General features: G+C 61.1%; 18 protein-coding genes. 9 read left to right on the top strand and 9 right to left on the bottom strand.

Annotation, left to right across the window (positions count from 1 at the left end; translation table 11 throughout):
- Positions 1 to 56: 56 nt before the first annotated feature.
- The 4 genes from ftsY to rpoH all read left to right on the top strand — a co-directional run bounded on the left by ftsY (position 57) and on the right by rpoH (position 4,297).
- Positions 57 to 1,610 (top strand): signal recognition particle-docking protein FtsY, encoded by a 1,554-nt coding sequence (ftsY, locus tag SLW74_RS24075; protein ID WP_410930354.1) that lies wholly within the window; start codon positions 57 to 59, stop codon positions 1,608 to 1,610.
- Positions 1,607 to 2,278 carry a cell division ATP-binding protein FtsE gene (ftsE, locus tag SLW74_RS24080; RefSeq protein ID WP_037018829.1) on the top strand — a complete coding sequence of 224 codons (672 nt, stop codon included), beginning with the start codon at positions 1,607 to 1,609 and terminating at the stop codon, positions 2,276 to 2,278. Before ftsY ends, ftsE begins: the two co-directional genes overlap by 4 nt.
- Positions 2,275 to 3,300 (top strand): permease-like cell division protein FtsX, encoded by a 1,026-nt coding sequence (gene ftsX / locus SLW74_RS24085; protein WP_065991118.1) that lies wholly within the window; start codon positions 2,275 to 2,277, stop codon positions 3,298 to 3,300. The genes ftsE and ftsX overlap by 4 nt, the downstream gene beginning before the upstream one ends.
- 142 nt (positions 3,301 to 3,442) lie before the next feature.
- On the top strand, positions 3,443 to 4,297 hold the full coding sequence (rpoH, locus tag SLW74_RS24090; RefSeq protein ID WP_065991120.1) for an RNA polymerase sigma factor RpoH: 855 nt from the start codon (positions 3,443 to 3,445) through the stop codon (positions 4,295 to 4,297).
- A gap of 259 nt (positions 4,298 to 4,556) precedes the next feature.
- On the opposite strand, the gene mtgA is transcribed toward rpoH, so the two are convergent.
- Positions 4,557 to 5,267, bottom strand: a complete 711-nt coding sequence (mtgA, locus tag SLW74_RS24095) for a monofunctional biosynthetic peptidoglycan transglycosylase (protein ID WP_410930355.1) — start codon at positions 5,265 to 5,267, stop codon at positions 4,557 to 4,559.
- Between the two features lie 75 nt (positions 5,268 to 5,342).
- Here mtgA and SLW74_RS24100 point away from each other — a divergent pair, with 75 nt between their 5' ends.
- The 5 genes from SLW74_RS24100 (at position 5,343) to SLW74_RS24120 (ending at position 8,340) form a co-directional block, all read left to right on the top strand.
- Positions 5,343 to 5,726: a DUF423 domain-containing protein gene (locus SLW74_RS24100; protein ID WP_065991125.1), complete on the top strand. Its 384-nt coding sequence runs from the start codon at positions 5,343 to 5,345 to the stop codon at positions 5,724 to 5,726.
- A gap of 136 nt (positions 5,727 to 5,862) precedes the next feature.
- A complete protein-coding gene (gene thiS / locus SLW74_RS24105; protein WP_065991131.1) occupies positions 5,863 to 6,063 on the top strand; it encodes a sulfur carrier protein ThiS in 201 nt (66 codons plus the stop codon).
- A 66-nt stretch (positions 6,064 to 6,129) separates the two neighbouring features.
- Positions 6,130 to 6,924 (top strand): thiazole synthase, encoded by a 795-nt coding sequence (locus SLW74_RS24110; protein ID WP_410930356.1) that lies wholly within the window; start codon positions 6,130 to 6,132, stop codon positions 6,922 to 6,924.
- Between the two features lie 55 nt (positions 6,925 to 6,979).
- Positions 6,980 to 7,693 carry a tRNA (guanosine(46)-N7)-methyltransferase TrmB gene (gene trmB / locus SLW74_RS24115; protein ID WP_410930374.1) on the top strand — a complete coding sequence of 238 codons (714 nt, stop codon included), beginning with the start codon at positions 6,980 to 6,982 and terminating at the stop codon, positions 7,691 to 7,693.
- A 206-nt stretch (positions 7,694 to 7,899) separates the two neighbouring features.
- The gene (locus SLW74_RS24120) at positions 7,900 to 8,340 is read left to right on the top strand and encodes a hypothetical protein (RefSeq protein WP_065991133.1); all 441 of its coding nucleotides are present in this window, start codon (positions 7,900 to 7,902) and stop codon (positions 8,338 to 8,340) included.
- Between the two features lie 90 nt (positions 8,341 to 8,430).
- Here the strand turns inward: SLW74_RS24120 and SLW74_RS24125 are convergent, their stop codons facing one another.
- The 8 genes from SLW74_RS24125 to SLW74_RS24160 all read right to left on the bottom strand — a co-directional run bounded on the left by SLW74_RS24125 (position 8,431) and on the right by SLW74_RS24160 (position 14,855).
- A complete protein-coding gene (locus tag SLW74_RS24125) occupies positions 8,431 to 8,754 on the bottom strand; it encodes a DUF3392 domain-containing protein (RefSeq protein ID WP_410930357.1) in 324 nt (107 codons plus the stop codon).
- A 22-nt stretch (positions 8,755 to 8,776) separates the two neighbouring features.
- A complete protein-coding gene (hemW, locus tag SLW74_RS24130) occupies positions 8,777 to 9,991 on the bottom strand; it encodes a radical SAM family heme chaperone HemW (RefSeq protein WP_410930358.1) in 1,215 nt (404 codons plus the stop codon).
- A complete protein-coding gene (gene rdgB / locus SLW74_RS24135) occupies positions 9,988 to 10,596 on the bottom strand; it encodes an RdgB/HAM1 family non-canonical purine NTP pyrophosphatase (RefSeq protein WP_410930375.1) in 609 nt (202 codons plus the stop codon). Before rdgB ends, hemW begins: the two co-directional genes overlap by 4 nt.
- A gap of 123 nt (positions 10,597 to 10,719) precedes the next feature.
- Positions 10,720 to 11,340 (bottom strand): methionine biosynthesis protein MetW, encoded by a 621-nt coding sequence (gene metW / locus SLW74_RS24140; protein WP_065991140.1) that lies wholly within the window; start codon positions 11,338 to 11,340, stop codon positions 10,720 to 10,722.
- Positions 11,341 to 11,347: 7 nt separating this feature from the next.
- Complete coding sequence (locus SLW74_RS24145) at positions 11,348 to 12,487, bottom strand: homoserine O-succinyltransferase MetX (RefSeq protein ID WP_122624410.1); 1,140 nt, start codon at positions 12,485 to 12,487, stop codon at positions 11,348 to 11,350.
- 237 nt (positions 12,488 to 12,724) lie between these two features.
- Positions 12,725 to 13,315, bottom strand: a complete 591-nt coding sequence (locus SLW74_RS24150) for a YggT family protein (protein WP_065991147.1) — start codon at positions 13,313 to 13,315, stop codon at positions 12,725 to 12,727.
- Positions 13,316 to 13,325: 10 nt separating this feature from the next.
- Positions 13,326 to 14,144 (bottom strand): pyrroline-5-carboxylate reductase, encoded by an 819-nt coding sequence (gene proC / locus SLW74_RS24155; RefSeq protein ID WP_065991149.1) that lies wholly within the window; start codon positions 14,142 to 14,144, stop codon positions 13,326 to 13,328.
- Between the two features lie 24 nt (positions 14,145 to 14,168).
- Complete coding sequence (locus SLW74_RS24160; protein ID WP_410930359.1) at positions 14,169 to 14,855, bottom strand: YggS family pyridoxal phosphate-dependent enzyme; 687 nt, start codon at positions 14,853 to 14,855, stop codon at positions 14,169 to 14,171.
- Positions 14,856 to 14,878 lie beyond the last annotated feature (23 nt).

Below are 14,878 nucleotides of genomic sequence, written 5' to 3' on the forward strand. Positions count from 1 at the left end.
AGAATTTTTCAGAGGCGCCGCTCTGGCGCGTCGTTACCGTGAGATAGCCGTCCTCCATGTTTGGTTCCAACGACGACAAGAAGACCCCAGCCCCGGCTGGCGAGAAAAGAGGCCTGTTCGGATGGCTGCGCAAAAAGCCGCAGGAAGTCACTCCCGAGCCGCCTCAGAACACCCCCGCACCAGCGCCAGAGTCCGTGCCCGATCAGGCCCCGGCTGTTGCTGAGCAGCACAACGCCCCGGTCATCCCGGCCGAGCGCGCGCCGCAAACCGCGCCGCAGCCCTTGCCACAAACAGCTACGACTGAAGCGCTTTCGGCCCCGGTCGAAGATCCTTGGCTGCACCTGCCTGTTGCTGAAGAGCCAGTGGCTTTCACCGATGAGCGCGAGCCTCACGTTACGCCGTCGATTCCGGTTCACACCGAGTCCAACGTGGAATCCGCAGCGACTCCATTGGCGCAAGCCCCCGCTCAGCCGGCGGTCATCGACACCCGCTCGTTTGAAGTGGCTCCGTCCATCGAGCCGACCCCCGTCGCGCTGCCTGATCCGGTTTCCGGCAATGATCTTCCTGCGCTGACGCCGCCGTTGACCACTGCGCCGCTGGTTCCAGCCGCGGCCGCCGTGCCCGTTCTTGAAACCAACGTACCGCCAGTCCCTTTCGAAGGGTCCCCCGCACCCAAGCAGCCTGGTTTTTTCGCGCGGTTGAAGCAGGGCCTGTCGAAAACCAGCGCCAGCCTTGGCGAAGGCATGGCCAGCCTGTTCCTCGGCAAAAAAGCCATCGACGACGACATGCTCGACGAGCTGGAGACCCGGCTGTTGACCGCAGATGTCGGTGTGGAAGCAACGTCGGCGATCGTGCGCAACCTGACGCAGAAAGTGGCGCGCAAGCAGCTCACCGACAGCGATGCGCTGTACAAGTCGCTGCAAAACGAACTGACCGAAATGCTCAAACCAGTGGAAGCACCGCTGGTCATCACTTCGCAGCACAAGCCATTCGTGATCCTGGTCGTCGGCGTCAATGGCGCGGGTAAAACCACCACCATCGGCAAGCTCGCCAAGAAGCTTCAGCTGGAAGGCAAGAAGGTCATGCTGGCGGCGGGCGACACCTTCCGTGCTGCAGCCGTTGAGCAACTGCAGGTCTGGGGCGAACGCAACAAGATTCCGGTGATCGCCCAGCACACGGGTGCTGACTCGGCTTCGGTGATTTTTGATGCTGTGCAGGCCGCCAAGGCGCGCGGTATCGACGTGCTGATCGCCGACACGGCGGGCCGTCTGCACACCAAAGACAACCTGATGGAAGAGTTGAAGAAGGTTCGCCGCGTGATCGGCAAGCTCGACGCCGACGCGCCCCATGAGGTCCTGCTGGTGCTGGACGCCGGCACAGGCCAGAACGCGATCAATCAGGCCAAGCAGTTCAACCAGACCGTCCAGCTCACCGGCCTTGCGCTGACCAAGCTCGACGGGACGGCCAAGGGCGGCGTGATTTTCGCCCTGGCCAAGCAGTTCGGCCTGCCGATTCGCTACATTGGTGTCGGTGAAGGCATCGACGATCTGCGAACCTTCGAAGCCGAACCGTTCGTCCAAGCCCTATTCGCCGAGCGGGAGCGCCCATGATTCGTTTCGAACAGGTCGGTAAACGCTATCCGAACGGACACGTCGGCTTGCATGAGCTGAGCTTTCGAGTACGTCGTGGCGAATTTCTGTTTGTGACCGGCCATTCCGGCGCGGGCAAGAGCACCTTGCTGCGCCTGCTCCTGGCGATGGAACGTCCGACCACCGGCAAGCTGTTGCTGGCAGGTCAGGATCTGGGTCAGATCAGCACCGCGCAGATTCCGTTTTTGCGTCGTCAGATCGGCGTCGTGTTCCAGAACCACCAGCTGCTGTTTGATCGCACGGTGTTCAATAACGTCGCGCTGCCGCTGCAGATCCTCGGCCTGTCCAAGACCGAAGTGGTCAAACGCGTCGATTCGGCCCTTGAGCGCGTGGCGCTGTCCGACAAAGCAGAGCTGTACCCGGGCGACTTGTCCACCGGTCAGCAACAGCGCGTCGGCATTGCTCGCGCCATTGTTCACCGCCCGGCGCTGCTGCTGGCGGACGAGCCCACCGGTAACCTCGACCCGCGACTCGCCGCCGAAATCATGGGCGTGTTCGAAGACATCAACCGACTGGGCACCAGTGTGCTGATTGCGAGCCACGACCTGGCACTGATCGCGCGGATGCGCCACCGCATGCTGACGTTGCAGCGCGGCCGATTGATCGGCGACGGGGAGGCTGGCGTATGAGTGCCACCCGCAGTCCCAAGGTTTCCGAACGTGTAGCGCCCAAAGCCTCAGACCCGGCGCCGCAAAAGAAAAAGAAACGCGATGACGATGACGGCCCGAGTTTCGGCGAGTTGTTCAACGCCTGGATCGAGGCCCACCGTTCAAGCCTGCTGGACAGCCTGCGCCGTCTCGGCAAGCAGCCCATCGGTAGCTTCTTTACCTGTCTGGTCATGGCCATCGCGCTGAGCTTGCCGATGGGCCTGTCATTGCTGTTGAACAATGTCGAGCGCTTGGGCGGTTCGTGGCAGCGTGCGGCGCAGATATCTCTGTACCTCCAACTGGACGCATCGCCGAGTGAAGGCGAGGGTCTTGTCCGTCAGATCAAGGAAATGGGCGGCGTCGCTGATGCCGAGTACATCAGCCGCGATGAGGCACTGAACGAGTTCCAGAAACAGTCCGGTCTGGGCGAGGCGTTGAAGGAACTGCCTGAAAACCCGCTGCCCGGCGTTGTGCTGGTGACGCCACTGGAAGTTGACAAAGCCGCGCTGGAAGCATTACGTACGCGTCTGGCCGAGTTGCCCAAGGTGCAACAGGCCCAGCTTGACCTGGTCTGGGTTGAGCGTCTGGCCGCTATTCTCAAGTTGGGCGACCGATTTGTCTTCGGCCTGACCGTCTTGCTGGTCGCGGCGCTGCTGTTGGTCATCGGCAACACCATTCGTCTGCACATCGAGAACCGTCGTACGGAAATCGAGGTCATCAAGTTAGTAGGCGGTACAGACAGCTACGTGCGTCGGCCTTTCCTTTATATGGGGGCGTTGTACGGGCTGGGCGCCGGGGTGCTTTCCTGGGGTGTTCTGGCTTTTGGGCTAGACTGGCTGAACGATGCGGTGGTCAAACTGGCTGGGCTCTACGGCAGCGATTTTGCCCTTGCCGGAGTGCCGGTGTCCGACGGCGTGTCGCTCTTGCTTGGAGCGGTGTTGTTGGGGTATATCGGTGCGTGGATTGCAGTGGCACGCCATTTGAGAGAGCTGGCGCCTCGTTAGTGATGTGAGTGTTGGGTTGTCACGTGTTTTGAGTAAATTTTGTTTCACCTATTGACTTTTCAGCTGAGGGAACTTGTCTAGCGGTTCCCGGTCAATTTCGCAGTGCTGAACTGCACGAGTTATGTGTCGGAGGTTTTTTCGTATGACCAATTCTTTGCAACCTGCTTATGCCTTGGTTCCGGGTGCAAACCTGGAAGCCTATGTGCATACGGTAAACAGCATTCCACTGCTGACGCCTGAGCAGGAGCGTGAACTGGCCGAGAGTCTCTATTACGAGCAGGATTTAGGGGCGGCTCGGCAGATGGTGCTCGCCCACCTGCGATTTGTCGTGCATATCGCACGCAGTTATTCCGGTTATGGACTGGCTCAGGCTGACCTGATTCAGGAAGGTAACGTTGGCCTGATGAAGGCCGTCAAGCGCTTCAACCCCGAGATGGGCGTGCGTCTGGTGTCCTTTGCCGTGCACTGGATCAAGGCCGAGATTCACGAGTTCATCCTACGCAACTGGCGCATTGTAAAAGTCGCAACCACCAAGGCTCAGCGCAAACTGTTCTTCAATCTGCGCAGTCAGAAGAAGCGTCTGGCCTGGCTGAACAACGAAGAAGTGCATCGCGTGGCGGAAAGCCTCGGCGTTGAGCCCCGCGAAGTGCGCGAGATGGAAAGTCGTCTGACCGGCCACGACATGGCGTTCGACCCGGCGGCAGAAGCCGACGACGACAGCGCCTTCCAGTCGCCGGCCAACTACCTGGAAGACCATCGCTACGATCCGGCGCGTCAGCTGGAAGATTCCGACTGGACTGACAGCTCGACGGCCAACCTGCACGAAGCGTTGAACGTGCTCGACGACCGCAGCCGCGACATTCTGTACCAGCGCTGGCTGGCGGAAGAAAAGGCCACGCTGCACGACTTGGCCGAGAAGTACAACGTCTCTGCCGAGCGTATTCGTCAGCTCGAAAAGAGCGCGATGAACAAGCTGAAGCTGTCGATCGCTGCCTGATCGCTGCGCCGAAACGCAAAACGCCCCGAAGTGATCGGGGCGTTTTTGTTTCTGGGATGTATTGCGCCTGATGCGGAAACTACTAACAGCGTGAACGCGAATCTGACCCTGCCCATCCCGCAAGGTGGACGCGGTTTCTGAGTAGGACCGGCTTCAGCCGGGAAGAGGCCGGGTTGAGCACCATTAGGATTGCGGCGTGACGCGTAACTCTTTCCCGGCTAAAGCCAGTCCTACGAAAGCTATAAAGCCAGACTTGGGCTTACCACTTGCGACTGTGATTCAACCCCATCAAATACTCATCCCCACCCAACTGACGCATCTGCTGGCGGATCCAGCCTGCGCGGCGTGAGACGTAGCTGGTGGGGTGGCTGGCGCTCCACTCCCGCGGGTTGGGCAGGACGGCGGCCAGATAACTCGCCTGTTGCGTGGAAAGCTGGCTCGCATTCACATGAAAGTGATGCTGCGCAGCGGCCTGGGCGCCGAAGACACCGTCGTCCCACTCCACGCTGTTCAGGTACACCTCCAGAATGCGCTGCTTGGACCAGAACACCTCGATCAGCCCGGTAAACCAGGCCTCCAGGCCCTTGCGGAAGTAGCTGCGGCCCGACCACAGAAACAGGTTTTTCGACACCTGCTGGCTCAGCGTACTGGCCCCGCGCAGGGAGCCGCCGCGTTCGTTGTGAACCAGTGCCGCCTGAATGGCGTCGATATCGAAACCCCAGTGCTCGGCGAACTTCTGGTCCTCGCCAGCGATGACGGCGATTTTCAGGTCATCGGAGATGTTGTCCCATGACTCCCAGTCGCGCTGCAGGTCAATGGGCTGACCGTCGAACCAGGATTCGATCTTGCGTTCGACCATCAACGCAGTGAACGGAGGAGGGACCCAACGGAAAATCAGCACCAGCACGACACTTGCCGCTGCGAACCAGAGCAGGCCTTTGGCGACACGACGGAGAAGTAATTGCAGCATAGAGATAGCTTGGCCGAACCGGTTGAGCGGGCCATTATACAGACGACGCGTCATTGAACTTGCCTGGAGTTGTACATGTTACGAACCTTTCTGATGCTGGCCTCCTTCTTCGGATTCACCGGCGTCGCCCTTGGCGCGTTCGCCGCCCATGGCCTGAAAAACCGCCTGACACCCGAGTACCTCGCGGTTTTCCACACTGGCGTGCTCTACCAACTGATTCATGCCCTGGCAATTTTCGGCGTGGCGCTGCTGGCGATGCAGATCCAGGGCCGGCTCGTCACCTACGCAGGCATCTCCTTCACACTGGGCATCATCCTGTTTTCCGGCAGCCTCTACCTGATGACGCTGACCGGCGCGACCAAGCTGGGCATCATCACCCCCTTCGGCGGCCTGTTTTTCCTGATCGGCTGGGCGATTCTCGGTTGGACAGCCTGGCGCCTGGGCCTCGACACGCTCTGATCCCGAATGCGTGCGCTCATGTCGAGCGCGCAGCAACCCTCGGCCACGCCTGAGACGAATGGCGTGGCTTAGCCTTGGTCATACCGCCCGATCGGGCTAGAATGCTCGCCCCCTAAAATGATGGCTGCCCCCTCGCATGCGCATTCAGTTGAACGGTGAATCCTTTGAGCTGCCCGACGGCGAGACCGTTTCGGCATTGCTGACACGTCTGGATCTGACCGGGCGCCGAGTCGCCGTCGAGCTCAATCTGGACATCGTCCCGCGCAGCCAGCATGCCGCCACGACGCTGTCCGAGGGCGATCAGGTCGAAGTGGTACACGCCATCGGTGGCGGCTAGCCTTCGACGTGCTGTCGGCCTGATCCGCAAGCACTGCAAGAACCTCAACCGTAAAGAGGATTTCAGATGAGCAACGTTCGCAGCGACAAGCCGTTTACCGTGGCCGGTCGTACTTTTCAGTCGCGCCTGCTGGTCGGCACTGGCAAGTACACGGACATGGAACAGACCCGACTGGCCATCGAAGCCTCGGGCGCCGAGATCGTGACCGTTGCCGTGCGCCGGACCAACCTGGGGCAGAACCCGGGCGAACCGAACCTGCTCGACGTGCTGCCGCCGGATCGCTACACCATCCTGCCGAACACCGCCGGTTGCTACGACGCCATTGAGGCCGTGCGCACTTGCCGCCTGGCCCGCGAGCTGCTCGATGGCCACAATCTGGTCAAGCTGGAAGTCCTCGCTGACCAGAAAACCCTGTTCCCTAATGTCATCGAAACCCTCAAGGCAGCCGAAACGCTGGTGAAGGACGGCTTCGACGTCATGGTCTACACCAGCGATGACCCGATCATTGCCCGCCAGCTCGCCGAAATCGGTTGCTGCGCGGTGATGCCCCTCGCGGGCCTGATCGGTACTGGTCTGGGGATCTGCAACCCGTACAACCTGCAGATCATTCTCGAAGAATCGAAAGTCCCGGTGCTGGTAGATGCGGGTGTCGGCACTGCTTCCGACGCTACTATTGCCATGGAGCTGGGTTGCGAAGCGGTGCTGATGAACTCGGCCATCGCTCACGCGCAGCAACCGGTGCTGATGGCCGAAGCCATGAAACACGCGATTCTGGCGGGACGCATGGCTTACCTGGCCGGTCGTATGCCCAAGAAACTCTATGCCAGCGCGTCCTCGCCGCTGGATGGTCTGATCAAGTAAGAGCCTGTTGATGATTGATTCGCAAACGCCCGACCCACTTCCGGACGATGAAGTGATGAATGACGAAAATGCCAAAGCGCCAGGCGATGACGGCCATCACCGCCGCATCAAGAGCTTCGTGATGCGCGCCGGTCGCATGACCGAAGGTCAGCAACGTGGCCTGGATCAGGGTAAGGAGTTGTTCGTGCTGCCGCTGGCGGACGCCCCCGTTGATTTCGACGAAGTGTTTGGTCGTTCGGCCCCGCGCACTCTCGAAATCGGTTTCGGCATGGGGCACTCGCTGCTGGAAATGGCCGCCGCCGCGCCAGAGCAGGATTTCATCGGCGTGGAAGTGCACCGTCCGGGGGTTGGCGCTTTACTCAACGGCGTGCTGACCCAAGGTCTCACCAACCTGCGCGTTTACGATTGCGATGCGATCGAAGTGCTCAACCGTTGTGTGGCCGACAACAGCCTGGACCGGCTGATGCTGTTCTTCCCGGACCCGTGGCACAAGTCGCGCCATCACAAGCGCCGTATCGTTCAAGCCGAATTTGCCGAACTGGTGCGCACTAAGTTGAAGCCGGGCGGCGTGCTGCACATGGCGACCGACTGGGAACCGTATGCCGAATACATGCTGGAAGTCATGAATGTGGCCCCGGGTTACCGCAACCTGGCCGAGGACGGCAAATGCGTTGCGCGCCCTGCGGAACGTCCGATCACTAAGTTCGAGCGCCGTGGCGAACGCCTCGGTCACGGGGTCTGGGATCTGAAGTTCGAGAAGCTGGCCTGATCACTTCTTGACCAGGAGCGGCCCAATAGCGGCCGCTTTTGAGTTTCTACAGCACATTTCAGCCGATAATTGCCTTGTACGACGAACCCTTCGATTTCTTCCTAAGAAGGCTACAGGGTCTTCGGAATCGTCCGACATCCATTTTCAGTTCTGATCTTCATAGTCCTCGCCGTTGCATATATCCATATCGATGACGAGGAATAAAGATGAACAAGTTTTGGCAAATGGCTGCGATCGCCACGCTGATTGCGACCACCAGCGGCTGTGTCAGCTACAACGTCAGCCAGCCAAGCGCTTCGCTGTCCGGCGACGTGAAGACTGATCTGAAGGCTGACGTCAAAGTCGGTGAAGCCATCAGCGGCGAGTCATCCACCAATGTTCTGTTCGGCTGGTTGAACATCGGCGGCGACACGCAGTTTGCGGACGGCGTGACCTACGGCGGCGCGAGCGGCGGTGGCATGGGCCTTCCTCTGCCGGACCCGATCTCCTCCACCAAAGCAGCCGCAGCGTTCAAGGCGGTCAAATCGTCCGGTTCCGACCTGATCGTCGCGCCGCGTTATGAAGTCACCGTCAACGATTACTTCATCTTCAAGCAAGTGAACGTAAAAGTGACCGGCAACAAAGGCAGCATCCAGAGCATTCGCTGATGGATTGATCGCACTCGGCAACAGCGGAGTGTGATTTCTTGAGCGCCCTTCCCGCCATCGCGGGCAAGGGCGCTTTTGCATTCCGGTCGGTTATTTCCGATCCGCCACCACCCCGATCAACACCAGCACCACCGCCAACACCGGCGCCAGGCTGTAGTTGTTGAACTGGCTCAGGCCGCGCACGACCCACGGCGTGGCATAAATCAGCGCAGCGCCGCTGCCAACAGTGCAGAGCAGCGCCATGATCGGAATGCGCAACGCGCCGGCAAAGCTGCCGAGGCGGCCTTCGATCCAGCCCTTGATGTCGGTCCCGAACAGAATCAGCAGGCAGCCCACCAACGCCAAGGCGATTTCCGACAAATTGCTGCGACTCCAGCGCGAGACGGTGGCCAGCAAGTCGAGTACGAATTCCATTCAGTGTCCTTAATGTTGAGCCTTACAGAAGAAAGTGCTGCAGCAAGTCGTTGAGGAATAACTGGCCGCGAGCGGTCGCCACCAGCCGTGACGGATCGGTCTCCAGCAAGCCGCGTTGTTCGGCCTCAAGACGGGCGCTGGCCAGCGAATCGACGCTTAGACCGGTGCGGTGCTGAAATAATGCAGCGTCCACGCCCTTTGTCAGGCGCAGGGCGTTCATCAGGAATTCAAAGGGCATCTCATCCAGTGGCAGCAGCTTTTCGCCAGCCTGATAAGCCTTGGCCGGGTTGAGGTAATCCTTGGGCAATCGGGTTTTCCAGGTGCGGATGATGCGCCCGTCCGGATGGCTGAGCTTGCCATGGGCGCCCGCGCCGATCCCGAGAAAGTCCCCGAAGCTCCAGTAATTCAGGTTATGCCGTGCTTCGCGTCCCGGCTGGGCGTAGGCCGACACTTCGTATTGGCCGTAGCCGTTTTCCCGAAGCAGCGTCTGACCGGCCTCTTGAATATCCCAAAGGATGTCATCTTCCGGCAGCGTGGGCGGCTGATTCCAGAACACCGTGTTCGGCTCAAGGGTCAGCTGATACCAGGACAGGTGGGTCGGGGCGAGGGCGATCGCCTGACGCAGGTCGCCGAGGGCGTCTTCCTGGGACTGGTCCGGGAGACCGTGCATAAGGTCCAGGTTGAAATTATCAAAACCCGCCCGACGCGCCATGTCGGCAGCCCGCACGGCCTCATCGCCGTTATGGATACGCCCCAGCGCTTTGAGCTTGGCCTCCTGAAAACTCTGGATGCCGATGGACAGACGATTGATGCCTAGACCGCGATAGGCGCTGAATTTCACCTGCTCGAAGGTGCCGGGGTTGGCTTCCAGCGTGATCTCGATGTCTGGGGCGAAGCGAATGCGTTGTTCAACGCCGCTCAGCAGGCGGCCCAGCGCATCGGCGCTGAACAGGCTGGGCGTGCCGCCACCGAAAAAGATCGTGCTCAGCTCGCGGCCGTAGACGTGGGGCAGGTCCTGGTCGAGATCGGCCAGCAGCGCGTCGACGTATTCCTGCTCCGGCAACACCGGGCTCGCCGTGTGGGAGTTGAAATCGCAGTACGGGCATTTGCGTACGCACCATGGGATATGGATGTACAGCGACAGCGGCGGCAGCTCGGCAAGGGGCGCCCGCGACGGCTCTGTCGTGAAGCCGGCCGCGCCGAGAATCAGCGGCCGGGTGGTGGAATCCTGAGTCATTGCTGATCAGGGCTCAGCCCCAGACGCTGACGCAGGATGGCCATGGCGCGGGCGCGGTGGCTGATCTGGTTCTTGTCGGCCGGGGTGAGTTCGGCGCTCGAGCAGTTGCGCTCCGGCACCCAGAACAATGGGTCATAACCAAAGCCATGCTCACCGCTGGCGGCGGTGAGGATGCGGCCGTGCCACAGGCCTTCGCAGAGGATCGGCAGCGGGTCGTCGGCGTGGCGCACCAGGGCCAGAACGCAGACGAACTGGGCGCCGCGTTGTTCGGCAGGGACGTCGTTGAGGGCGTCCAGCAATTTGGCGTTGTTCGCCGCATCGCCCTTTCCGTCAGCGTAACGCGCGGAATAGATGCCCGGCGCACCGCCCAGATAATCCACCGCCAGCCCCGAATCATCGGCCAGCGCCGGCAGTCCGGAAATACGTGCGGCATTGCGCGCCTTGAGGATGGCGTTCTCGACGAACGACAGCCCGGTTTCGTCGGGCTCCACGGTGCTGAACTCGCCGATCGATCGCAGCTGAATGCTGGCGCCGAGCATGGCCTGAAGTTCTTTGAGTTTGCCGGCATTATGGCTGGCCAGTACAAGCTGGGTGAGATTCATGATGAGTCCGTGAAAATCGGCTGCGTGAAAATCTGCTGATTGAAGCTGAGCCAGTGTGTGGCCGTTGCCCGCTTTTACCTGAGTGCTGGCGCTGGCCGACAGGGCTTTAACGCCCTGCGGCGCAGGTCACACGGCAATCTGATGGTCCTGCAAGCCTGGGCTGCTGACGCGGTAGATGCCGATTTCACCCAACAGATTAGGCCAACGCTTGCTGGCCCAGCCGTGCCGATGCTGTTGATCGACCGCGAGCCGATCAATGACCTTCGCCGAGCGACCCCGGCACAGCTCTTCGAAATCTTCGAAGGTGCAGAAGTGGATGTTCGGGGTGTTGTACCACGTGTACGGCAGGAATTCGGAAACCGGCATCCGCCCTTTGCTCGCCAGGTACCAGCGGCAGCGCCAGTGCCCGAAGTTGGGAAAGGTGATGATGCACTGGCGGCCGACGCGCAGCATTTCGTCGAGGATGCGATCCGGGTAGTGCACGGCCTGAAGCGCCTGGGTCATGACCACCACATCGAAACTGTTGCTGGCGAAGTTGCCCAGCCCCTTGTCCAGATCCTGTTCGATGACATTGACGCCTCGCGCCACGCAACGCGCGATGTTGTCGGCGTCGTTTTCCAGGCCATAGCCCGTCACTTGCTTGTGCTCCTGCAGCCAGGCGAGCAATTCGCCGTCGCCGCAGCCGAGGTCGAGCACACGGCTGCCTGCCGGTATCCAGTCTTGGATGATTTCCAGGTCGGCTCTCATGGTGTCCTCAGAGTGCAATTCGGTTCATGTAGCTGGAGAAGGCCTGCAAGTAGCGCGGGATCGGGATCAGGAAGGCGTCGTGTCCCTGGGGCGCATCGATCTCCAGATAACAGACATCCTTTTTCGCCGCCATCAGCGCGTCGACCAGTTCCCTCGAGCGGGCCGGGGAGAAGCGCCAGTCGGTGGTGAACGACATCACGCAGAACCTGGCGCTGGCATTGGCGAAAGTGGCGGCGAGGTTGTCGTTGAAGTTGGCGGCCGGATCAAAGTAGTCCAGCGCCTTGGTCATCAGCAGATAGGTGTTAGCGTCGAAGCGCCCGGAAAACTCCTCGCCCTGGTACCGCAGGTAGCTTTCGACCTGGAATTCCACGCTGTGGAAGTCGTAGTTGAGGTTTTCGTTCTTCAGGCCCCGGCCGAATTTCTCACCCATCGAATCATCGGACAGGTACGTGATGTGCCCGACCATGCGCGCCAGCATCAGGCCGCGTTTGGGGATCACGCCGTGCTCCTGAAACGAGCCGCCGTGGAATTCCGGGTCCGTCAGGATCGCCTGCCGCGCGACTTCGTTGAACGCGATGTTCTGCGCCGACAGCTTGGGCGCGGAAGCAATCGCCAGGCAATGACGCACGCGCTCGGGGTAGGTGATCGTCCATTGCAGCGCCTGCATGCCGCCCAGACTGCCGCCGACGATGGCCGCCCATTGATCGACGCCCAGCCGGTCGGCCAGACGCGCCTGGCTGTGCACCCAGTCTTCGACCGTCAACACCGGGAAGTCGGCACCAAAAGGTCTGCCGGTTTCCGGGTTGAGGCTGCTGGGGCCGGTGGAGCCGTTGCAGCCGCCGAGGTTGTTCAGGCTGACGACGAAGAACTTATCGGTGTCGATCGGCTTGCCGGGCCCGATGCAGCTGTCCCACCAGCCCGGCTTGCGATCTTCGGCGCTGTGATAGCCCGCCGCGTGGTGATGACCCGAAAGCGCGTGGCAAATCAGCACCGCGTTGCTCTTGGCGGCGTTGAGCTGACCGTAGGTTTCGTAGATGAGATCGTAGGCTGGCAACGAACGCCCGCAGGCCAAGGCCAGCGGCTCATTGAAATGCGCCGTTTGCGGCGTGACTAGACCGACAGAATCTTTGGGAAAGACCGTGGACATCGACCTGCTCTCGCTGAAATGAGGCGTAAGTCTAAAGATCGCGCCGGGGTGCGGCAACAAACTAAATGGCTGAATGCGCGGAGGGTGACGCTTTGGATTTTTGCCCGCGCGACATTCATTAGGCGAGGAAAAGGGCGACGGCTGCTGGTGCCGTCGCCCCAAGATCAAAAGCTTCCCGGCTGAAGCCGGTCCTACGGTCAGAGTTACCGCATTCTCATTGGCTGCATGCGGCGGCTGTCAGATCAAACGCCACAGCTCTTGCGGCATGCCGGCATAGGCCGCCAGCGCAGGCATGACGTAGGACTGCAGCACCTGAATCGCGATAAAGGCGAAGATCGGCGAGATGTCCATGCCGCCCAGGTTGGGGATGATGCGGCGGAACGGCGCCAGAATCGGCTCGCTGATCTGATAGGCCAGCTCGGCCGCCGGGTTGTGGCTGCCCGGAGCAATCCACGACACGATGACCATGATGATCATCGCCACCCAGAAGATCTTCAGCAGCAGCGACGTGATGCCGATGATCGACCACATCAACAGGTGCGGGATATCGCCGATGGTGCCGTAGGTCATCATCAACACGAAGGCCATCAACAGCGCCTGAATGACGATCGCCAGCAGCAGCGAGGACGTGTCGAGCCCGAAAACGCTCGGCACGATGCGCCGGATAGGCTTGAGCAACGGCTGGGTCGCACGAACAGCGAACTGGCACAGCGGGTTATAGAAGTTGGCTTTGACCAGCTGCAGCACGAAGCGCAGCAGAACGATGGTCAGGTACAGGCTGATGAGCGTCTGGATGACGAAAATCGTGGCGCCGGTGAGTGCATTCATGTGTTGCTCCTTATTTGCCCAGCTGTTCGGCGAGTTCGGCGGAGCGATGTGCGGCAGCGCCCAGCGCCTTCTCCACAATGGCTTCGAAGCCATCGGCCTGGAACGATTTGATGGCCGCTTCGGTGGTGCCCGCAGGCGATGTCACTCGGCGACGCAGCTCTGCCGCATCGACGTCGCTGCCGGTGGCCATCAGTGCGGCGCCCAGCGCGGTTTGCAGGGTGAGCTTGCTGGCAACGTCAGCCGGCAGCCCGAGCGTGACGCCTGCGGCGGTCATCGCCTCGATCAGCAGGAAGAAATACGCCGGGCCGCTGCCTGATACCGCAGTCACCGCGTCGATCTGTGCTTCTTCATCGACCCACAGGGCAATCCCGACCGCCGACAGCAACGTCTCGGCCTGCTCGCGCTGTGCCTGAGTGACATCGGCGGTGGCGTACAGGCCGCTGACACCCTGGCGCAGCAGTGCGGGCGTGTTCGGCATGCAGCGCACGAGGGGTTGCTCGCCCAGCCAGGCTCGCATGCTGGCGCAGGTAATCCCGGCGGCGATCGACACGATCAGTTGATGAGGCTTGAGCGCCGGTTTCAGCGCTTCGCACACGGACTTCATCATTTGCGGCTTGACCGCCAGCAGCACTACATCGGCGCCTTCGATGGCTTCGGCGTTGTCGGCGACCACCTTGATGCCGTGTTCTTTTGCCACGCGCTCGCGGGTTTCTGCGCCAGGATCGCTGGCACGAATCAGCTCAGCGTCGACGCCCTGGGCGCGCATGCCGCCAATCAGGCTGGCGGCCATGTTGCCGGCGCCGATGAACGCGATACGGGTTTTGCTCATGAACGGTTTCCTGTGGGGCAAAGGTTAAGGCTGCCCATAATCGCGGGCGCCGAAGAGGGCAGTGCCGATCCGCACCCAGGTCGCACCTTGTGCGATGGCGGCTTCGAGGTCGTGGCTCATGCCCATGGAAAGCGTGTCCAGCGGCAGGCCAAGTTGTGCCTGCAGCGTGCTGACGGCGGCGAACGAAGCGTTCTGTTCGTCGCGGTCGTCGGTAGGTTCGGGAATGGCCATGAGGCCGCGCAGTTTCAGATTCGGCAGCGCGCTGATGGCCTGGGCCAGTGCGGGCAGGTCTTCAGGGCTGCAGCCTGACTTGCTGGCCTCGCCGCTGACGTTGACCTGAATGCAGATGTTCAGCGGCGGCAGTGCTGGCGGCCGCTGCTCGGATAGCCGTTGTGCGATTTTCAGACGGTCCACGGAATGCACCCAGGCAAAATTCTCGGCGATGGCGCGAGTCTTGTTGGACTGGATGGGGCCGATGAAATGCCAGATCAAGGGCAGGTCGGTCAATTCGGCCTGCTTGCCGAGGGCTTCCTGAAGGTAGTTCTCGCCGAAATCGCGGAGGCCGGCGTCGTAGGCTTCCCGCAGGTCGCTCGCCGGTTTGGTCTTGCTCACCGCCAACAGGCCGACAGAGCCCGGGTCGCGCTGCACCGCTTGCGCCGCGCTACGAATTCGCTCGGCGAGCGTTGAAATGTTCTCTGCTATCGTGGACATTGATTTGCGCCAGCAGGGCTAAA

Origin of the sequence: Pseudomonas sp. W5-36 (genome assembly GCF_046540455.1) — a bacterium.
Classification (GTDB): Bacteria; Pseudomonadota; Gammaproteobacteria; order Pseudomonadales; family Pseudomonadaceae; genus Aquipseudomonas; species Aquipseudomonas graminis_B.